Below are 20,800 nucleotides of genomic sequence, written 5' to 3'. Positions count from 1 at the left end.
TTGTAGTTGACTTTTGCCATTGTTTTACCTTTTTGGGGTTGCGCAATGAATATAGTAGCTTATGCTACCCTCTTATTAAACTCCTGCATGGTCCACTCCGCCATTGCGTTTGGCGAATATCTGGAGCAAAAATACGTATCTGCCTTCGAAATCCTTGTGGTCCGCAGATTCTAGTTTGCAAAATATTCCAACCTCGATTTACTATTTTTTTGCATACTCTCATAACTTCAGGACAATTCCATGCGTTTCTACGTACCCACGGATATCTATGTTGAAAAGAACTGCGTGAAGAATCACGCGCAAAACCTGCTTGCGATGGGGAAGCGTGCGTTCATCATGACGGGACATTCTTCTGCAAAGAAAAACGGTTCATTGGATGATGTCATTGCCGTTCTAGACGCGGGCCATGTGCCGTACCAGGTTTTTGACCAGGTCGAAGAAAATCCGTCAACAGATACCGTGGGGAACGCCGCACAGCAGGCCCGCGAATTCGGCGCCGATTACATCATCGGCATCGGGGGCGGTTCCGCCATCGACGCGGCAAAAGCAGTTGCATTGCTCCTTGCGAACCCGAGTGTTGACGCAGACAACTTGCACAAGGCTCCCGAAAAGCCGCTCGGCCACGTACCTGTCGTTGCTGTACCGACTACCTGCGGAACGGGTTCCGAGGCAACGCCGGTCGCCATCATCACGAACCACAAGATTCAACTGAAGAAGAGCATCCCGCACAAGATTTTCCCGGCGCTCGCGCTTGTCGACGGCAAGTACCTCGCCTCGGCCAAGAAAGCGCTAATCGTGAACACCGCGGTCGACGCGCTCGCCCACATGGTCGAAAGCATCCTGAACGTCTATTCCAACGCGTTCAACCGCATGTGCCCGGAATACGGCCTCAAGCTCTGGGGCGAATTCAAGGACGCACTCCTCTCCGACGCGCCCGTAAGCGAAAACCTTTACGAAAAACTCATGCTCACCTCGACTATCGCGGGCATGTCCATCGCGCACACGAGCACCGCCGTACCGCACGGCATGAGCTACGATCTCACGCTTCATCAGGGCGTGTCGCACGGCCCCGCCGTAGGCTACTTCCTTGCCACCTACGTGGAAGTCTGTGAGAAAAAGGTTCCCGAAGATGTCAAGCGCATTCTGGAACTTTTGGGCCTCAAAAGCACCGCCGATTTCGCCGCGATACTCGACAAGCTCATCGGCAAATGCAAGGTTACGCGTGAAATGCGCGACCAGTTTGCCGCCGCCATGAAGGTAAACCATTCCAAACTCGACCTCGTCCCCGGCGGAATCACGCCCGAAGAAGTCGACTACATTTACGACAAGTCGCTAATCGTGGAATAGCGCCCGCAAAGCAGCCTTATTTTACACCCGCATTTGCGACAAATCAATCGCCCTGGTATAGGTTTTCTTTCTAAATTTACCCGCGTTCAAAGAGCGCGGTTTTTCCGTGCGAATCAAACCGGAGATTATCATGGGTTTCAAATGCGGTATCGTAGGCCTCCCGAACGTAGGCAAGTCCACCATCTTTAACGCAATCACCAACGCCGGAGCCGAGGCCGCGAACTACCCGTTCTGCACCATCGAGCCGAACGTGGGCATGGTGAGCGTGCCGGATAGCCGCCTCGACGAACTCGTGAAGGTCTACAACCCGAAGTCCATCGTCCCCGCCGTTACGGAATTCGTGGACATCGCTGGCCTCGTGAAGGGCGCCGCCCAGGGCGAAGGCCTCGGTAACCAGTTCCTCACCCACATCCGCGAGTGCGAAGCCATCATGGAAGTCATCCGCTGCTTCGACGACGAGAACATCGTGCACGTGAGCGGCTCCGTGGACCCGGTGCGTGACGTGGAAGTCATCGAGACCGAGCTCATCCTAAAGGACCTCGACACCGTCGAGAAACGACTTTCCACCGAAGCGAAGAGCGCCCGCACCGGCAACGCCGAAGCAAAGGCACGTCTCGCCGCCTGCGAACTCCTGAAGAAAACCATGGAAGAGGGCAAAGCCGCCCGCACCGTGATGCACGACAGCGAAGAGATGGAGCTCATCGTCAAGGACCTTGCACTCCTCACCGCGAAGCCGCTGTTCTACTGTGCGAACGTGAAGGAAGACGACATCCTCACCGGCAACGCCTATGTGGACCAGCTGAAGGATTACGCCGCCAAGAACGGCCACGAAGTCATCGTGATTAGCGGGAAGATCGAAGAAGAACTCTCTGCGATGGAACCTGCCGACAAGGCTGAATTCCTGAAGGAACTCGGCATGAAGGAATCGGGGCTTGACGCCGTGGTGCGCAAGGGCTACGAGATTCTCGGGCTCCGCACGTTCTTTACCGCAGGCGAAAAGGAATGCCGCGCCTGGACGTTCCACGCGGGCTACAAGGCACCGCAGTGCGCAGGCGTCATCCACACAGACTTCGAACGCGGCTTCATCCGCGCAGAAACGCTGAGCTACGCAGACTTCCTGAAGCACGGCAGCTGGAATGCCGCGAAGGAAGCCGGCCTCGTCCGCACCGAAGGCAAGGACTACCTGGTACAGGATGGCGACATCATGTACTTCCTGTTTAACGTGTAATTAGTTGTTAGTCATTAGTTGTTGGCCATTAGTTCAAGCGCTTGTATAGAACCGCTCGTGACACGTTGTGTCCAGGATGACCGAGCGGCTATAAATAACCAATGACCATTGACCAATGACCATTGACCAATGACTATTGACCAACGGCCTTCTTCGCCGCGCGTTTCGCCTTCACCTCTACCACAATCGGGCGGATTATCGCAGCGAGGTTCATCGCCGTCCCGATAAGGATCAGCACGGACGCCGCATAGATGCCATGGCCGGGTTCGGCCTGCAACACCTGCATTCCGATATTCGCGCATATCGCGCCCATCTGCGCGAGCAATGCCCACAGGGCGCACATGGCAAGTATCCCGAGGGTAAGCGACCCGAGCGGAGTAAACCACGCGAACACCGCCGCTAGCACGAGGGCGGCAACAATCCCGAACAGGATCGGCATCGGCTGCAGCTTCGGGAAATTAGGCATCGAGGTGCGGAACTTGTCGAGCGCCTTCGGGTTATCCTTCTCCATCTTCAGGAGGTATCCCTTGGCCGGTTCCTGCAAGGCTTCACGCAGGTCTACACCTGTCGCAATCTCGTAGAACGTAGGCTCGGCAATCACCTTCTCGGCACAAGAAACATTCATCAGGGGCAGCAAGAGCCCGAGCAATGCCAGCAAGTACGGGGCAGAAATAATCCGGCGGAAAAACTTGAATCGCGTATCGTTCTTGAGTTCTTCCGTAGCGGATACGGATGTTTTTTCAGGCATTAACGGCCCTCGAACAGCTTGCGCGGGAATACGCAGCGGAATCCAATTGCATCGGACCAGTATCTCGGGTCTTCGTCATCGCTCTTCGTGAGGTTGAGCGCAGATTCGCCGTCCTTCCAGGAACCGCCCTTGTACACCTTCGAGAAGCCCATCATGGCGCCAGTCGGGTTAGAGGATTCCACCCAGAACGAGAACATGAAGTACTTGTCGCGGGTCCATTCTGCAACGTTACCGGACATGTCGTAAATGCCCCAGGCATTCGGCTTCTTGGAAGCAACCATCTGCGGGCCGTAGGCCTGGCTCTTCTTGCCCATCTTGTAAGAGTTCTCGCGATAGATGGCGTAGTCGCCCACGTCTGCAGTTTCGTCGATTGTCCAGAGGGCGCCTTCGTTGTTGTCGGCGCGGCCGGCAAATTCCCACTGCGCTTCGGTCGGCAGGTCGCCGCCCAAAAGCTTACAGGCAGCGCGAGCATCGTCCCACGTGATGTTGTGGACCGGCTTGGACGGATTCTTGAACGTAGAGCGGTCCTTGATGCGCTTGGTAGAATCCTGCTGGCGGAGCATCGTCTGGTCAAAGAGTTTCTGCGTCATTTCGGTCGTCATGATGGCGAACGGAGACAGGCGAACAACGCTACCGCGGTAACGGAACATGCCCGAGTCAATGAGCGCCACGGCACCGAACGTGTTGTCACGGATAATGCGCGGAATGCTCATCTTGGTGAATTCCGGCATGTAGGCATCCTTCGCGTACACGGTGTCGTTCTTCGCGGATTCCTTAGCGGCAGCGGCCTTGGCCTTAGCCTCGGCGGCAGCACCCTGCTGGAGAGCGATATCTTCGGCATCGTAATGATTCAGCCATTCCTGCACCTCCGGTTCGTCCACGATGTAGCCGGGGAGAGAGAAGTCACCCAGGCCAACCATGTTATTACCCTGGTATTCAAACTCGATGCGGGTGTAGCGGTAGTGGTGACGGCCCGTAATAACGCCGTCCTTACGAATCCAGACAGGCTTGTTCTGCTTGATGGTAATATAGACGGTCACCTCGCTTGCGTGTTCGGTGAACAACTTGTAGAGTTCTTCGGCGGTCAGGCCCTTGGCGGTACCTTCCCAAGCAACATCGAAACGTTCCTTGTCCTTGCCAAACTTGAACCTGACGGCCTTCATCTTCGCGGCTGTAGAATCCTCGCCCTCGACAACCTTGTCGGTCACCGGCTCGAACGACGTGGGAGCCATAGAACCGCGCAGCGGGAGTGCCTGCAGGCTATCGAGCTTCTTCTTGAACGCAGTATTGAGTTCGGGCACGCCCTTCATGTTAGAATTCAGCCAGTCGGACTTGGCCTTCATGCGAGTGCCTTCATATGCGGACCTGTAGGTTTCGTAATTCGGTTCGCCGGAGTAGAGCCCCACGGATTCAGCGGACTTCATCTTCGGATACAGCTTCACAAACTCGTTCGTGTCGACAAGGTCGACCACCTTCTGCAGTTCGGCAATAAACTGGTCAAACAGGATTTCGGTTTCTTCGAGATTCTTGGTCTTCTTCACGTCAGAAATACCGACAGAAAGATCAGGAGCCTTGCTGGCATCTGCATCGATAGCCACCAGCTGGGGTTTCATCACCAACACTTCACCAGACTTGACAACGCCGATATCGGCCACCGGAAGCGTACCGGGAGCAGAGAACATAAACACGTAAGTATCGGGCTGCAGGGGGTAAACCGCCTTGGGCAGTTTCTTGGTCGGAGCATCTTCAAATGCGGCATAGACATCCTTGCGGTCGCTCTTGATGACGGCTACGCCCGGAAGATCCGTTTCATTCAGGATTTGCCACTTTCCGTTCTTGATAAAGAACAGCTTGGGCACACGCGGGGAGTAAATGAAGTACTTGTCGAAGTAGAGGTCGTCTTCGTCCTGGAACGCCTTCTTGTTCTGAGAGGCGTAGAAGCGCATCTGGGCGACTTCGAAGGAGTTCAGGTGCGCCTGTCCAAGGCTGAAGGCATGGAGTTTCTTGAAATTCGTGAAGTTCATCTGGCCCTGCACCCACTGGTATTCCTTGGGGCCTTTCTTGTGACGCCAGTAGAGGTTATTGCTCTTGAGCGGGAAGACCGGCTTCTGGGAAACCATCGCGGCGCCCTTGGCCTCGACGGCCATGTTGGCGACAGGTTCGACCACGCTTCCGGTCGAGAACTGATTCGGTGCAACCTTGAAATTCTTGTCGGCATCGGCAAAAGAGAGGGCCGGGACCAACAGCAAAAGAGGTAGCAAACGGGCAAAAGACATAACATCTCCTGTTGATAAACCTATAGGCACCGGACAAGTCCGGGCGCCAGTTCGTTACATAAAGATAATATCTTAATAATGACGTTGTACGTGATTATGGTCATTTAGCGGGCATTTTCGCCCATTTCGAGCAAATATCCGCCCTTTTCGCCACCGACAGGCCCGAGTTCCACCTTCCAGTCGGCGAGGCGGATGATATCGGGGTGGTGTTCGATAACGATGACCGTATCGCCGCGGGCAGAAAGTTTGCGGAGCATGTTCCAGAGGATTTGAATATCCTTGAGGTGGAGCCCTGTAGTCGGCTCGTCGAGCAGGTAGACCATCTCTTGGGCAGGCTTGCGGGCAAGTTCCGCCGCCAACTTGAGGCGTTGCGATTCGCCGCCGCTGAGGGTCGTCACGGACTGGCCGAGTTTCACATACGGGAGGCCCACATCGCGCAGGCATTCCAGTTTCGGAAGAATTTTAGGCTGGTCCTTGAAGAACTCGCAAGCTTCGGCCACGCGCATGTCGAGCACTTCGGCGATATTCTTGCCCTTAAAGGTGACGGTGAGAGTCTCCTGATTGTAGCGCTTGCCGCCGCAGACGTCGCAGACTTCCCACACGTCGGAGAGGAAGTGCATTTCTACCGAGATGGCGCCGCGGCCTTCGCAGGCCTCGCAGCGGCCGCGAGCCAAGTTGTAGCTGAAGCGGCCATAATCGAAGCCCTTCAACTTGGCTTGCGGCAGTTTGGCGAAAAGCCTACGGATTTCGTCAAACACGCCCGTAAAACTGGCGGGCGTGCTGCGAGGCGTCCCTGAAATCGGGCTCTGGTCCACCAGCAACACTTCGCCGCTCTGCTTCTTGCGACCGCGGGCCTGGAATTTCTTCTTGAGGCGCGGGTAGATTTCGTCCATGACCATGGAGCTCTTGCCCGAGCCCGACACGCCGCAAACGACACTGATGGCGCCCTTCGGGAATTTTACAGACAAATTCTTAAGGTTGTTGTGATTCAACTTTTCGAATTCATAGAATTCCGTGGAATCGGTAATGGGCTTTGCCGCAATTTCGTTCGCCATCGGAATGGTATGCGTGAGGTACTTGACAGTCTCGCTACGCGGGAACTGCTGCAAGGCATACGGCTTGGAGAGCTGCTCCGGGGAGCCCTCGGCGACGACCTCGCCACCAAACTCACCCGCCGCCGGGCCCATGTCAATAATGTGGTCCGCCGCCTGCATCATCTTCATGTCGTGTTCCACCACCACGAGCGTGTTACCCAAATCGCGCAGGCGGTAAAGCGTATCGAGGAGCATGGCGGTATCACTTTCATGCAGACCCACCGTAGGTTCATCGAGCACGTACAGCACACCTTCGAGGCCGCTACCAATCTGGCTTGCGAGGCGAATGCGCTGCGATTCACCGCCGGAGAGCGTGTCGCCCGCGCGGTCAAGGCCAATGTAGCCTAAGCCCACGCCCTTCAAGAAGTTGAGGCGCCCCACAATTTCACGGAGCAAAGGTTCGGCAACCGTCATCTTGCCGTCGGCATTCTTGTCGCCCTTAAAGTTGTCGCGTTTGAAGTTTTCGTTGCTGAACCATTCGAGCGCCTGGGCAATACTCATGTGGTTCACGTCCATAATATTCTTGTCGCCGATGCGGACCGCCAGATATTCCGGTTTCAAACGTTCGCCGTGGCAATCGGGGCAGACTTCGCCGTCCTTAAAATGACCGAGGCCAAGGCAGGTTTCGCAAGCGCCCCAGTGCGTGTTGAAACTGAAGTGCTTCGGGTTCAGCGCCGAATCCATGTACCAGCCGCAATCGGGGCAGCCCGGCTTTTCGGAGCAGGCCAAGCGACCGCCCTTCTCGTCTTCCACGTAGAGAATTCCGTTGCCGTCGCGGTAGCCGCGTTCAAAGGCTTCTACCAGGCGGGCTCGGTTTTCTTCCTTGACCACCACCGTATCGACGACAGCGAACAACTGCTTTTCGCGGGTCGGAATCTTCGGCAGCGGGAGTTCCACCAGCTTATCGCCGAGGTAAACCTTGCGGTAACCCTTTTCCGTGAGAATCTTGGAAAGCTTCAGCACATCCTTGATTTCGAACGGAGCAAGCACAGTGACTTTCTTGTTCAAGTCGCGGTCGAAGGCGTATTGCATCAGGTCGCCCGCGCTATACGAAGACACGGGTTTCCCGCATTTCAAGCAATGCGGGGTGCCGACCCTCGCCCAGAAAATGCGGAAGTAGTCATAGATTTCGGTGAGGGTCGCCACCGTACTGCGCGGGCTCTTGCTCGCACTCTTCTGGTCAATCGCAATCGCAGGAGCCAAGCCCGAAATGGAATCGATGCTCCCGTGGTCGGGGCGCCCGAGGAAGCGGCGGGCGTAAGTGCTCAAGGTTTCCACAAAGCGTCGCTGGCCTTCGCTAAAGAGCGTATGGAAAGCAAGGCTCGATTTGCCGGAACCCGACACGCCTGTGACCACCGTGAGCTTGTGGCGTGGAATCGTCACGTCGATGTTCTTCAGGTTATGCTTGCGGGCGCCATGCACCTCGATATCGAGCGACAAGTCTTCGCCGCCCTTGAGCGTGCGGTCAAAATGCCGATTTTCGCTGTGCTTTTTCGCAAGCACCGGCGCGAGGTACTTACCCGTCTCGGACTTCTTGCTCTTCGCAATCTGTTCCGGCGTACCTGTCGCAATCACTCGCCCGCCGTGGATACCCGCATCCGGGCCCAAGTCGATAATCCAGTCGGCGCACTTGATCACATCCAGGTTATGTTCGATAATCACGACGCTGTTGCCGAGGCTACGCAGGCGGTTCAGGCAATCCATCAGCTTGCGGATATCTTCGAAATGCAAGCCCGTCGTCGGTTCGTCGAGCAGGTAAAGCGTCTTGCCTGTACCCGGGCGACGCAATTCCGACGCAATCTTGATTCTCTGCGCTTCACCACCACTGAGCGTCGTTGAAGGCTGGCCCAGAGTGAGATAACCGAGGCCCACTTCCACAAGCAAATTCAGCGGTTCTGCAATCTTCGGAATATCCTTGAAGAATTCCGCCGCATCGGCAATGCTCATGTCGAGAATTTCGGAGACGTTCTTGCCCTTGAAATACACTTCGCGCGTGGCATCGTTAAAGCGCTTGCCGCCGCAGACTTCGCAAGTCACCTGCACACTCGGCAAAATGTGCATGTCCACGATTTTCACGCCCGCGCCTTCGCAGGCATCGCAGCGTCCGCCCTTCACGTTAAAACTGAATCGGCTCTTGCTGTAACCGCGAATCTTGCTTTCTTCCATGCTGGCGAAAAGGTCGCGGATATCGTCCCAAATTTTCGTGTACGTTGCCGGGTTGCTTCGCGGCGTGCGGCCAATCGGCGTCTGGTCGATTTCAATCACCTTGTCGATGTTTTCGAGGCCTTCCAGATGGTCGAACTTGCCTACCGGTTCTTCGGAATTGTAGAACACGCGGGCCAATTCGCGGCGCAGAATCTGATTAATCAGCGTACTCTTGCCGGAGCCCGACACGCCCGTCACCACCGTGAGCGCGCCGTCCAGCGGAATTTCCACATCGATATTCTTGAGGTTGTTTTCAGCGGCACCGCAAATCTTGAGTTTCGGCGTATTCTTGTCAATCTTCTTGCGCTTTTCGGGAATCTCGATTGCCTTACGGCCGCTCAGGTACGCACCCGTCAGCGAAGCCTTATTCTTTTCGAGTTCCTCGACAGTTCCTGCCGCAATCACGCGACCGCCTTCCACGCCGGCACCCGGCCCCACGTCAATCACGCAGTCCGCATGGCGCATGGTGTCTTCGTCGTGTTCCACGATAATCAGGGAGTTACCCTGCGCACGCAAATGTTCCAACATCCCGAGCAGTTTATCGTTATCGCGCGGGTGGAGCCCGATGCTCGGCTCGTCAAGTACGTAAAGCACGCCCTGCAGGCCGGCGCCCACGGCGCTTGCCAAGCGTATGCGTTGAGCCTCGCCGCCACTCAAAGTAGAAGCCTTGCGGTTAATCGTCAGGTAACCCAGCCCCACCGCATTGAGGAATGAAAGTCGCCCGCGGATTTCTTTCAGAATTTCCTTGCCGATTCGCTTTTCCTTTTCGGACAAGTCAATCTTGTTGAAAAACTCCACCGACTTCTCGACGGACCATTCCGTCATCTCGGTCAGATTCACTCCATGGAACGTGACCGCATTCGCAGTACGGTTGATGCGCGTGCCGTGGCATTCGGGGCAAACGCCAATCTGCATGTACTTGCGGAAGTGGTAAATGTGCCACATGTCCCACAGTTCCTGCATAATCGGGATGATGCCGCGTTCCGATTCGCTCGGCGTGCCGTACAGCACGGCATCCTGTTGCGCCTTCTTGAGTTTGTTCCACGGCGTGTCCAGCGAAAAATGCATCTCGTTCGCAATGTTCCTCAAGTTGCGGCGGCCAAAGTCGCTAAAAATCAGCGTCCCGTCGTCCTTCTTGATGGTCGCAATGCAGCCTTCCTTGATGGACTTCGTCTTGTCCGGGATAATCAAGTCCAAGTCAAACTTGTAGCTTTCGCCCATACCCTTACAGGCGGGGCAGCGGCCCTTCGGGTCGTTAAAGCTGAAGAACCGCGGTTCCAGTTCCGGAATGGAGATGCCGCACTTGGGGCAAGCCAAGAGCGTGCCCTGCAAGCGATATTCTTCCTTCCCCGGCACAGTTCCAGCACCAGCATCTCCGGCGCCATCCTTGCCAGAACCGCCCGCCGATAGCAAGAAACTCACCAGCTTCCCGTCGGTCAATTTCAGCGCGCCTTCCAGCGCCTCGCGCAGGCGGCTCATGTTCTTGCGTTCAAGCGTCAATCGGTCAATCACCGCCTCAATCGTGTGCTTCTCGTAACGCACAAGCGCAGGAACATCTTCTAGGCGATAAATCGCGCCATCCACACGGGCACGCACAAATCCGTTTTCCTTGAGTTCCGCCAGTTCCTTGCGGTATTCGCCCTTGCGCTCCTGCACAATCGGCGCCATCACCGTAATCTGCTTACCTTCGTCACTCACATACAAATTATCGACAATCTGGTCCACCGTCTGCGCCTGGATTACTCGCCCGCAATCGGGGCAATGCGGCACGCCGAGGCGGGCAAAAAGCAAGCGGTAATGGTCCAAAATTTCAACCACCGTACCCACCGTCGAACGCGGGTTACGGTTCACCGTCTTCTGGTCAATCGAAATCGTCGGAGAAATGCCGCGCACGCTCTCCACCTCGGGGTGTTTCATGCGGCCAATGAACTGGCGCGCGTACGCCGAGAGCGACTCCACAAAACGCCGCTGGCCCTCCTGGAACACCGTATCGAAGGCAAGACTCGACTTGCCCGAACCGGAAACGCCGGTTACCACCACGATGGAATCGCGGGGAATGGAAAGGTTTACATGGCGTAAATTGTGCTCGTGCGCATCGCGGATTTCGATAGACTTTGTCATGCCCCAAATATACTAAACATTTGAGCAAGTTTCAACATTGCACCGTCGGTTTTTCCTGATGCAAGGGCCACTTCTCGTTACGCAAAAGGAGGCGCCCGTAATGGGCACCCCCCTTCTGGTTTTGTTATGGGATGATTGTGTGAGGAATTACTTGATGGAAATGACCCTGCCCACCGCGCCAATGCGGAGCATGTAGCGCCCTGCCTGCGGAATGGTAAGGTTCAGTTGACCATTTGCGGAACCCGTGGCAATTGCCTGGCCGAGCATGTTCAGAAGTGCGTAACGGCTATGCTGCGGAATACCAGTAACGGAAATATTTTTTCCTTGCACCGTGACGCCGAAGTTCGTCTTCGCGGTTTCGGCGGGACGTGTACCGATGGCGTCCGTGCCGGCGGGTATCTCTACCGGCGTGTAGCCCTCGACGCTGCCGACGCACTTGACATCCTTGATCCAGAACGAGGGACTGAACGCGGTATCGATGACGTTGAAACGGATTGCCCTTACGAGGTCGAGCACGGGTGTTCCGGGAATGTCGCTTTGCCATCCGTTATTGACCATCCAACCCATGTCGATATTGACGGTTTCCCAATCCATGGTGAGCGGCATCGCGATATACGGGAAGTCCCAGGCGCCACTGCCAAATCTTTCCGTTGATTCGTTCCAATCGTAGTACAGCGTGAGTTCGTGGTTAGAGCCCTTATAGGTGTACTGGAGCATCTTGCACTTGGAAAGGTCCGCAGCACCATCCAGAACGTAGTCCGCCTTTGCGTAGGGGGAATAGCTGAAGGGGCTGCTGGGGTCGAGAACGATATCGTCCATCTTGCCAACGCCATCTGCGGAATTGTCCTTGACGCTGGATGTGCCGTAGTTTCCGTCACCATCAGCCTCGACCGTGTCGGCGAATATTTTCCAGGAGCCCTTGATTTCGCTCAGGTCGCCGTAGGTCACCAGGTTCGGGAGGTTGTCCGTAATTTCGGTTTCCCAGTCCAGGCGCTTGGCGTAGGTGGTCTTTTGCGGCAAGATGTTTGCGCGGGTGTAGTCGGCCACCGCGTCGCTACCGAGGAAGGGACGTTCCACATTCCACATTGCGGTGGAAAGTTTCTTCTCGTTGGTCCACTGCAGGAACGCTTCAAGCTGAGTCTTGTCGTTGGCCTTGTTGAAGATATCCTGAATGCCGCCCCATTCGGTGACGAACACGCTCAGGCCCGCCGCCATCGCCTTGTTGGAACTTGCCGTGTGCTCCGATGTCTTGTGCATGTTGGCGTAGAAGTGGTAGGTGTAGGCGACATTCTTGTCGTTCACCGGATTGTTCACGGCATCGCCCGCCATAGAAGACCAGACCGGCGTACCGACGACAATCAGGTTGTCGGAATGCTTGCGGATAGCCGCAGTGACGGTGTCGGCGTAGGCCTTCAGGTCGTCCCAGGATTCGCTCACGGGCTCATTGTAGATTTCAAAGATTACATGGGGGTACTTTCCGTAGCGAATGGCCATGCGTTCAAAGAAATCTGCAGCATCCTTGGCGGTAAAGCATAGTTTGTTGTCGTTGAATTCAAAACGGGGCTTGACACCCTTGTGGATGCAGTTGTAGTAGCCTCCTTCACTGTGCCAGTCGATGAGCACGTAGATGTCGTTTTCGATGGCAGCCTGCACGACCGTGTCCATTTTTGCTTCGTAGTATTCCGGGCGGGTCATGTACACACCCTGGCCCCACGGCGCGACGGTGCCCATGGCGCTACGCACGAGTTCCACGTTCCAGCCACCCACCAGCGTGTCGATGTAGGTGTTGCCGTAAAAGCTTACGCCCCAGGGCCAGTTCTGGCTCCACGAAAGGCTCATGCCGCGAAGCTGGACTTCCTTACCGTCGATGGCACCGTCTACGCTGCCGTAGATGCGACCCTCGCCCGCCGAGTTCTTGGCGGCCTGCAGTGCGCCGTACTGGCTTACAGGGCCAACGCGCTTGGGCTGAATGGTAGCGAGTGCGTTTGTCGCAATCGTAGCCGAGAAAACCGCCACGGCAATCCATGCCGAGCACAAGTGGAATTTCATAATTCACTCCTTTTAGTTTATTTGAAATACTCTAGAAATTCTTTCCAAGTCCCGGCCACTTGCCGGGCGAAATACCTTCTATCTTGATGTTATCCAAGTAAAATTCTGCGTCGTTTTCAACTACAAAGTTTACGGAATTTACGGCAGTCAAGTCCTCGGCCAACTCTTCGGTGGCAACGGTGTAGCGCGCCCAGCCGTCAGTCAGTTCTATAGGTTCAGACTTGACGAACTTCTTTTCGCCGGTGCTGTCGCGTAGGGTAAGTTGCAGGAACAGTTCGCCGGATCCCTTGGCGTCAAAGGATATTGCAGAGGCATCGCTTAGATCAAAGAACGCGAAACTCTTGTGGTTCTCGAAGTCATCGCCCAGGGCAAAACCTGCGACACCGAAACGTCCGTCGGTTTCTTCGTCCAGGTCGTACACCAGGTGCATTGCATAACCCTTGTCGGAATCCTTCACGAAAAGGTTTTCTAGACCGGGTTCGTTGAGGAGCCGGCTTCCGCCACCTAGCGTGGAATCGGTAAGGACAAACCACCAACCTTCTCCGAATGTGCGGCCGAGAAGGGAGCGTCGGGTTTCCCATTGTTCGAAATCTTCTGCCAGAATGAAGGGGTCTGCGTCCAGGTCAATGGAGTTGACCGCTTCTACGGCGCTACCCGCCACAGCGTGGACCTGGAATACGCGGGTTCCGATAGTACCTTCAACGAAGGCGAAATGCTGACCTTCGGGAATGCCCGAAACTTCGAAGTTGCCGTTGTCGTCGGTGGTCGCGGTCTTGTCAAGAATCTTGACGGCGGCCCCCTTGGCACCATTCCCATTTTGCGTAACAACGCCCTTCAGCGATGTACTGGCACTTGCGACGAGGGTTGTTTGTAATGTTGAATCGCCGAAGTTTATCCAGTCCATCGCCGACAGGGAATCTCCCGAGCAGGCCTCGACCAGGTGGAGGCCGCTTAAGGTCACATCAATTTCCATCTTTCCATCGCCATCAAGCGTGTCGACGGAAACCAGCTCCATATCTCTTTCGGTCATGTACCAGGTATGGGCGACACCACGGGCAAGCGGAGTTCCATCAGATTTGACGAACGTGATGGACGCCAGTTCCGTTTCGCCCGCGTTGCTGCCGGTACCGTTCGCGACACTTGCACTATCGGAACAGCCCGCAACAATCATTGCGGCAAAAACGCAAGCGGCCGCCCGAGCCAGTCCCAAACCATCCCAGATTTTCCTCATTGAAGACTGGGCAGTCGCTGCGTTAGGAGATATCTTGCTAAAAAACTGCATTACTTGGCCTCCTTGGCGCGGGGCACCAGCTGGAACCCTACATGGCACACGCGGTCGGGCGACTTATCTTCGCGCGCGATGGCGAGAATCTTTTCGCGCAGGGCGGCGATTTCTTCACGGACCTTCTCGAAGCCCTCCTTGGAAAGGCTACAGGTGACACTGGTGATGCTGCGGTCGTCGCTCGTAAAGCTATCGTAGACTTCCGCATTGATTTCGAGATTCTTGAGGTGGTACTTGCGGAGAATCGTAGAACGCACGCGCGGCGGGGTCGAAACGATAGGGCTTGTAACTGCGTACTTGCCGTCTTCACCAATGGCGATAAACCCCGCTTCGACCAGATAATCAATGCCGCTCTGCACTTGCGGGGCGCGGAGCGCGGGCGTGAACATGCGGCCAATGCGCTCGGCAGAAGTGCCCGCGGGGACAAGCGGCAGGAGGTCGCGCAACACGGGATAATACCATTTCGAGAAAAACTTGAGCGTGGAATCCTGCAGGGCATATTCCCTGTTGCGGCTCCTTACGGCGAGAAGCTTCTTGAGGTGGCCTTCACGGCGGTCCACGTCACGCTCGTTACCAAACTTCACCATATCCATGAAGTATTCGGCTTCGTCTTCTCCCATGCCCCAGGCGGTGACCAGCGTCTTGGCGTTTGCGGTAGAAAGCGGACGGCTACCATCAAGGATGCGAGTAAAGAAGGCGGAACCGGAAAGGCCCGCGCTTTCCTGGATGGCGCGCAAAGAAAGACCATCTTTCTGCAATGTTTCCAATACGTCCCTTATGTATTCCCGGTAATCGAAATACATAAACACGTTTTTTATTTTTGCACTATTTTTGGAAACATCATTCATACACCTAAATATAAATAAAATTTTAAAAAAGTCAATAAGAATTTAAAAATAAATACATTTTTTTTGGAAACACCCTAAAAATAGCGTTTTTTGCGCAAAAAAAAACACCCGGCCCGAAGACCGAGTGCTTTTTTGGAATAGAAAGCGTACACCCAATGAGTCCTACCCCGCGATTCGATCCGGCATCCCTTCTCTAGAACCAGGACTGACTGGAAGCACATCCATAATATACCCCATAAAACGCCCTTGTGAACAAAGTTTTTCACAAGAAGCAGTTCCCGCAAGGAACATTCCAACGTGGAATAAGTTACATCAGGTTTTCTGCTTAGCCTGCTTCCACAGCTGCTGCAGGCCTTCCAGACCAAATTCGGGCAGGGCCTTCCCCTGCTCGCGGGCAAGGCGTTCCACCTCGCGGAAACGTTTCTCGAACTTCGCATTTGCGCGGCGGAGTGCCACGTCGGCATTGAACCCGCTATGGCGCGCCACGTTCACGAGGCAGAACATGATATCGCCGAACTCATCTTCCAGGCGGTCGGTATTCGCATTTTCGGGAGTGACCTTCTCCATCTCGGCACGAAATTCCGCGAATTCCTCCTGAGCCTTGTCGAATACGGGAGCGGATTCGCCCCAGTCAAAGCCGACCTTCGCTACCCTGCGGATGATATCCTGCGTGCGGGCGAGCGTCGGCATGCTCTTGCTTACCTTATCCATAACGGACTTGTCGGCATCCTTCTGGTGCAGTGCTTCCTGGGCCTTGATCTTTTCCCAGCGTCGGCTCACCTCGTCAGCCGTATCCACCTGCGCATCGCCAAAAACGTGCGGATGCCTGCGGATCATCTTCTCGCAGATTCCCTGAACAACATCATCGATATTGAAGTCGCCACTCTCCTTCATGACCTGCGCATGGAAAACCACCTGCAGCAGCACGTCGCCCAGTTCCTCGCACATGTGAGCCTTGTCGCCTTCCATCGCGGCATCGATAAACTCGCTGCTTTCTTCTACCAGGTACGGCAAGAGCGTGTGCGTATCCTGAGCGCGGTCCCACGGGCATCCATCTTCGGCACGGAGACGCTTTAAAATATCGACTAAGTCGGCAAAGGTATATTTCATAATATCAAAGATAGATAATCACATGTGAAATGTGGAATGTGAAATGACTAATTATAATTTCCACATCACACATTACACACCTCACATTATTACTATATTGTTTGCGGGCCTAAACTAAATACAGGTACCGGACTTTCCGGACCCGGGCGATTGCCACAAACGTTTATCAAAAAACGCGCGGCATGTTCCTTATAGCGCTTTCACTGGATTCACCATGAACAGCACTGATATTTACCGCATCGAAGCAGGGGATTTTCCGCTCCTGCTCGGCAGATCCACACACAAACCCGAATTCATCTACGCAAGGGGAACGCTCCCTCCCCCGACATCGCCGGAAAGTGACGCCAGCAAGACTCCCGTGGGGATTGCGATGGTCGGCACCCGCAGGCCAGGCAACAACGCTCGCGAACTCTGCAAGCGGCTCGTATTCTCGCTCAAGGGGACGCATGCCATCGTCATCTCGGGACTCGCGCAGGGCATCGACAGCCTGTGCCACGAGGCGGCACTCGAAGCAGGCATCCCGACAATCGCAGTCCTCGCGCAGGGACTGGGCACGAGGATCGAGGGAAGCCGCGGGGACCTCGCCAAGCGCATCTTGGATGCAGGCGGAGCACTCGTAAGCCAGTTCGAACCCGACGTAGTCGCATACAAGAGCAATTTCCCTGCAAGGAACAGGATTATTGCGGGCCTCAGCAGGGCAACAGTCATCGTCCAGAGCAAGAAAAAAGGAGGGGCTCTGCTTACTGCGGAATTCGCGCGCAAGGATTCGCGGGAACTGTTCGCCGTTCCCGGAGATTTCGACAGCGAAGTGGCGAGCGGCGCGAACGACTTGCTCGACAGGGGCATCGCCAAGCCGATATTCCGGCCCGAAAGTTTATGTACCGCACTCGGGCTTCCCAAGAGCGGGGGCATCAGTTTCGAGGAACTCTCGCTTGCAGGCTGCAACCTGAGCGACGACACCAAAAAGTTCTTTTTGAAAGTTAACGGATTCCGCAAAACATTTTCTGAACTTCAATCGGAATCTAGCCTTGACGTGAATCAACTTTTAACTATATTGACGGAACTAGAAATGGCTGGACTTGCCTACACCGAAGACAACTTCAATTTCCATTTCAACGGAGCCACCTGATGCACAAGAGAATCTACATCTTTATACTCGCCTTCCTGTTCTTCATAGGCGTTCTTGTGCTGCAGTTGTTCTTCAGCAAGGGCAACCTCTTCGAGCAAAAAAAGATCGAGCACCTGATAACGGAATACGAGTACAAGGTAGATTCGCTCAAGGGCATCATCGATGACTACAAGTCCGAAATTGAACGCCTCCAGAACGACTCGCTCTACAAGGAAGAAATACTCCGCACCAAGTACGGCATGAGCCGCGAAGGCGAGAAAGTTTTCCAGATGGTAAAGTAAACGGCTACGCCACCGTGAGCGACTATGCCATTTTCGACGCGTCGGTAGCGGTCGTTGCATCGACCTTGCCCGCAAAGAAGCTATAGGCCGCAGGCACAATAAACAGCGAGAGGAACGTGGCAAACGTGAGGCCACCCGCAATGGCGATGCCCATCGCGATGCGGCTCGGGGTGCCGGTCATGATGAGCGGCACCGCGCCCAACACTGTGGAAAGGCTCGTCATGAGGATTGGGCGGAAGCGGCGTTCCGCCGCTAGCCTAGCCGCCTCGAGCTTAGAGCACCCGGTATTCGCCGCAATCTGGTTTGCAAATTCCACAATCAATATGCCGTTCTTCGTCACGAGCGCGATAAGCAAGATGAGCGCAATCTCGCTAAAGATATTGAGCGTCTGGCCGGTAAAGAACAGGCAGGCGAGCGCGCCCGCAAGTGCGAGAGGCACCGTAAAGAAAATCACGAAGGGAGCGCGGAAACTTTCGAATTGCCCCGCAAGTACGAGGAACACAAGCGCAAGCGCCAGCAGGAACACGATGTAGAGCCCGCTGGAACTTTCCTCGAACTCCTTCGACGACCCGCTCAATGCGGTACTCACGCTCGGGTAATCCTTCAGGAGGTGCTTCGCAATCCGGCGCATCTCCTCCACGCCGTCGCCAATCGTCTTCCCGGGAACAAGGCCCGCCTGGATGGTGGCCGCAGAGAATCGGTTGAATCGCGGGAGCGACGGCGATGCGGACTGCTCGCTGAACGTAATGAAGTTATCGAGACTCACAAGTTCGCCCTTCGCATTCTTGACCGTGAGCATCGCGATGTTCTCGGGCATGCTCCTGTACTGGTAACCCACCGCACCGATGATATCGTACTGGCGTCCGTCCTTGTAAAATTCGCCATAGCTCTGGTCGCTTATCGCAAGTTGCACCGCCTGCGCGATGTCGTTCACCGAAACGCCTTCCTCGTTCGCCTTGTCGCGCAGAATCTCGATATGCAATTCGGGCTTCGTGAATCTCAGGTTCGTATTCACCACGCTGAACACCGGGCTCTTGCTCGCCTCTTCCTCGAATTTGGGCACGAGCGTGCGCAAGATTTCAATATTCGGGGCCTGCAACACGAACTGCACCGGAAGTCCACCGCGCTGCGTGCTGATGCTCTGCGGTTCAAAAACCATCACGCGCAAATCGGGGTACTCATTACCGAGCACTTGGATGCTGCGGGCGATTTCGCTCTGCGGGCGGCGCGCCTTCTTGTCAGCGTTCAGGAATATGCGCATTCTGGAGTTGCCCGCGTTCCAAGCGCCCGCCTGAATTTCGGTATACTCGTTGGTATCCATGAGCGCGATGACTTCTTCGGCAAAGGCATCGGCCATGCGCTTGGTGCGAGTGAGCGTCACGCCTTCGGGCATGTTCAGGTTCACCATGACCGCGTTGGAGTCTTCCGTCGGGGCCATCTCGCTACTCATGTTGTTGAAGCAGAGGTACGCAATAGCCAGGAGGCCCGCCACTACCGGGAAAAGCAAGAATCGCAACTTGAGGAACCCACCGAGAAGCACAGCGTAAATGCGGTTGAGCCAGTCAAAGAACGGCTCGGTAACGCGGAAGAACCAGCCCTGTTTTTGGCGGCTCAGGAACTTGGAACAGAGCATCGGCGAGAGCGTAAGCGCACAGAGCGTTGAGAGGAACACCGTACCGATCATCACCGCCACAAACTCGCGGAAAAGTAAGCCCGTAGTACCGCCCAGCGCAAGCACCGGCACGAACACCGCCATCAAAACGACCGAGGTCGCAATTACCGCGAAGAAGATTTCGTTTGTACCCGCGACCGCCGCCTGCTTGGGCGTCATTCCGCGTTCAATCTTGTGGTAGATGTTTTCCACAATCACGATGGCATCGTCCACCACGAGGCCAATCGCCAAGACCATCGCAAGCAGGGTCAGCACGTTGATACTGAACCCGCACAGGTACAGCACGAAGAAGCTTCCGATAACGGCCACCGGCACCACCACCATCGGGATGAGCGTCGTGCGGGCCTGCCGCAGGAAGGCAAAGATAATCGCAATCACCAAGAGGAACGCGATGAAGATGGTCTCCACCACCTCCTTGATGGAAGCGCGGATGTTGATGGAGGTATCACGCCCGTAAAGCACCTGCACGCCCTCGGGAATCTCGCGGCGGATATCCTCCACGCGCCTGTAGAACTCGTTCGCGATTTCCACGTGGTTACTACCCGGCTGCGCCATCAGGGCGAGAGTGATGGAGTTCTTGCCGTTACGGCGGAACCCGGTACGCGAGTCCTTCGGTTCGTAATGGATATCCGCCACATCGGAAATGCGGATGACGGTCCCGTCGGCAGCCGTCTTTACCGCGATATTCTCGAACGCTTTCGGGTCCAGAATGCGGCCCAGCGTGCGGATAGAAAGCGTCGTCTCGCTACCCTCGATAGAACCGGAGGGCAGTTCCAGGTTGCCGCGTTTGAGCGCCGCCGACATCTCGGCTCCCGAAACGCCAAGTGCCTGCAGGCGCACCGGATCAATCCACAGGCGCACCGTCGGGCGCTTTTCGCCCCAGATGGCGACTTCAGACACACCGTTGATGGTCTGCAGGCGCTCCTTCACAAAGTTGTTCGCGATTTCGGAAACTTCCATCGGGTCGAGTTTGTCGCTCACGAGGCTCACCATCAATATCGGGTCGTTATCGCTATCAGACTTGTAGACCGTCGGCTCGTCCACATCGTCGGGGAGTCTGCGGCGCACGCGGCTCACGCGGTCGCGGATTTCGTTCGCGGCCGCCTCCAAGTCCATTCCCGTTTCAAACTCGATGTTGATGAAAGAAAAGCCGTCTCGGCTCGTGGAGGTAAGCGCCTTGATGCCCGACGCACTGTTGACGGATGCTTCCAAGATTTCGGTGACTTCGGCCTCCACCACCGCGGCGTTCGCGCCCGGGTACGAGGTACGCACCTGAATCAAGGGATAGTCGACGTTCGGGTATTCGCGCACACCCAGATTGCTTGCGCCAAACGCACCGAGCAGGATGATGACAAGCGCCATCACCGTCATGAGCACCGGACGACGTACGGAAAGGTTCGCGACACTCAT

Annotated in this window: 12 protein-coding genes; 4 read left to right on the top strand and 8 right to left on the bottom strand. The window is 55.6% G+C overall.

Annotation, left to right across the window (positions count from 1 at the left end; genetic code table 11):
• Nucleotides 1-240 precede the first annotated feature (240 nt).
• The gene (locus tag BUB22_RS02605) at nucleotides 241-1,347 is read left to right on the top strand and encodes an iron-containing alcohol dehydrogenase family protein (protein ID WP_073113792.1); all 1,107 of its coding nucleotides are present in this window, start codon (nucleotides 241-243) and stop codon (nucleotides 1,345-1,347) included.
• 130 nt (nucleotides 1,348-1,477) lie between these two features.
• A complete protein-coding gene (gene ychF, locus BUB22_RS02600; protein WP_073113791.1) occupies nucleotides 1,478-2,575 on the top strand; it encodes a redox-regulated ATPase YchF in 1,098 nt (365 codons plus the stop codon).
• 133 nt (nucleotides 2,576-2,708) lie between these two features.
• On the opposite strand, the gene BUB22_RS02595 is transcribed toward ychF, so the two are convergent.
• The 7 genes from BUB22_RS02595 to mazG form a co-directional block, all read right to left on the bottom strand.
• Complete coding sequence (locus BUB22_RS02595) at nucleotides 2,709-3,323, bottom strand: hypothetical protein (protein WP_073113790.1); 615 nt, start codon at nucleotides 3,321-3,323, stop codon at nucleotides 2,709-2,711.
• On the bottom strand, nucleotides 3,323-5,599 hold the full coding sequence (locus BUB22_RS16975; protein WP_073113789.1) for a formylglycine-generating enzyme family protein: 2,277 nt from the start codon (nucleotides 5,597-5,599) through the stop codon (nucleotides 3,323-3,325). The genes BUB22_RS02595 and BUB22_RS16975 overlap by 1 nt, the downstream gene beginning before the upstream one ends.
• 104 nt (nucleotides 5,600-5,703) lie before the next feature.
• Nucleotides 5,704-11,019, bottom strand: a complete 5,316-nt coding sequence (gene uvrA, locus BUB22_RS02585) for an excinuclease ABC subunit UvrA (protein WP_073113788.1) — start codon at nucleotides 11,017-11,019, stop codon at nucleotides 5,704-5,706.
• Between the two features lie 147 nt (nucleotides 11,020-11,166).
• A complete protein-coding gene (locus BUB22_RS02580; RefSeq protein WP_073113787.1) occupies nucleotides 11,167-13,068 on the bottom strand; it encodes a glycoside hydrolase family 5 protein in 1,902 nt (633 codons plus the stop codon).
• A 31-nt stretch (nucleotides 13,069-13,099) separates the two neighbouring features.
• Nucleotides 13,100-14,350: a transthyretin-like family protein gene (locus BUB22_RS02575; protein WP_139258677.1), complete on the bottom strand. Its 1,251-nt coding sequence runs from the start codon at nucleotides 14,348-14,350 to the stop codon at nucleotides 13,100-13,102.
• Complete coding sequence (locus BUB22_RS02570) at nucleotides 14,350-15,198, bottom strand: TIGR02147 family protein (protein ID WP_073113785.1); 849 nt, start codon at nucleotides 15,196-15,198, stop codon at nucleotides 14,350-14,352. Before BUB22_RS02570 ends, BUB22_RS02575 begins: the two co-directional genes overlap by 1 nt.
• A gap of 312 nt (nucleotides 15,199-15,510) precedes the next feature.
• Nucleotides 15,511-16,308, bottom strand: a complete 798-nt coding sequence (gene mazG, locus BUB22_RS02565) for a nucleoside triphosphate pyrophosphohydrolase (protein WP_073113784.1) — start codon at nucleotides 16,306-16,308, stop codon at nucleotides 15,511-15,513.
• A 214-nt stretch (nucleotides 16,309-16,522) separates the two neighbouring features.
• Between mazG and BUB22_RS02560 the strand changes: the two genes are divergently transcribed.
• Nucleotides 16,523-17,437 carry a DNA-processing protein DprA gene (locus BUB22_RS02560; RefSeq protein WP_073113783.1) on the top strand — a complete coding sequence of 305 codons (915 nt, stop codon included), beginning with the start codon at nucleotides 16,523-16,525 and terminating at the stop codon, nucleotides 17,435-17,437.
• Nucleotides 17,437-17,718, top strand: coding sequence for an FtsB family cell division protein (locus BUB22_RS02555; RefSeq protein WP_072810073.1), 282 nt, complete (start codon nucleotides 17,437-17,439; stop codon nucleotides 17,716-17,718). Before BUB22_RS02560 ends, BUB22_RS02555 begins: the two co-directional genes overlap by 1 nt.
• Nucleotides 17,719-17,740: 22 nt before the next feature.
• On the opposite strand, the gene BUB22_RS02550 is transcribed toward BUB22_RS02555, so the two are convergent.
• Nucleotides 17,741-20,800, bottom strand: coding sequence for an efflux RND transporter permease subunit (locus tag BUB22_RS02550; protein WP_073113782.1), 3,060 nt, complete (start codon nucleotides 20,798-20,800; stop codon nucleotides 17,741-17,743).

The organism is Fibrobacter sp. UWCM (genome assembly GCF_900129735.1).
In the GTDB taxonomy this organism is placed as follows: domain Bacteria; phylum Fibrobacterota; class Fibrobacteria; order Fibrobacterales; family Fibrobacteraceae; genus Fibrobacter.
The sequence above is the reverse complement of the archived record's forward strand: the minus strand, read 5'-3'. Positions and strand labels throughout refer to the sequence as shown.

Bases quoted from the DNA above. Each gene is read 5' to 3' on its own strand.
- BUB22_RS02605 (WP_073113792.1), top strand. From the start codon at position 241: ATGCGTTTCTACGTACCCACGGATATCTATGTTGAAAAGAACTGCGTG.
- ychF (WP_073113791.1), top strand. From the start codon at position 1,478: ATGGGTTTCAAATGCGGTATCGTAGGCCTCCCGAACGTAGGCAAGTCC.
- BUB22_RS02595 (WP_073113790.1), bottom strand. From the start codon at position 3,323: ATGCCTGAAAAAACATCCGTATCCGCTACGGAAGAACTCAAGAACGAT.
- BUB22_RS16975 (WP_073113789.1), bottom strand. From the start codon at position 5,599: ATGTCTTTTGCCCGTTTGCTACCTCTTTTGCTGTTGGTCCCGGCCCTC.
- uvrA (WP_073113788.1), bottom strand. From the start codon at position 11,019: ATGACAAAGTCTATCGAAATCCGCGATGCGCACGAGCACAATTTACGC.
- BUB22_RS02580 (WP_073113787.1), bottom strand. From the start codon at position 13,068: ATGAAATTCCACTTGTGCTCGGCATGGATTGCCGTGGCGGTTTTCTCG.
- BUB22_RS02575 (WP_139258677.1), bottom strand. From the start codon at position 14,350: ATGCAGTTTTTTAGCAAGATATCTCCTAACGCAGCGACTGCCCAGTCT.
- BUB22_RS02570 (WP_073113785.1), bottom strand. From the start codon at position 15,198: ATGAATGATGTTTCCAAAAATAGTGCAAAAATAAAAAACGTGTTTATG.
- mazG (WP_073113784.1), bottom strand. From the start codon at position 16,308: ATGAAATATACCTTTGCCGACTTAGTCGATATTTTAAAGCGTCTCCGT.
- BUB22_RS02560 (WP_073113783.1), top strand. From the start codon at position 16,523: ATGAACAGCACTGATATTTACCGCATCGAAGCAGGGGATTTTCCGCTC.
- BUB22_RS02555 (WP_072810073.1), top strand. From the start codon at position 17,437: ATGCACAAGAGAATCTACATCTTTATACTCGCCTTCCTGTTCTTCATA.
- BUB22_RS02550 (WP_073113782.1), bottom strand. From the start codon at position 20,800: ATGAGTGTCGCGAACCTTTCCGTACGTCGTCCGGTGCTCATGACGGTG.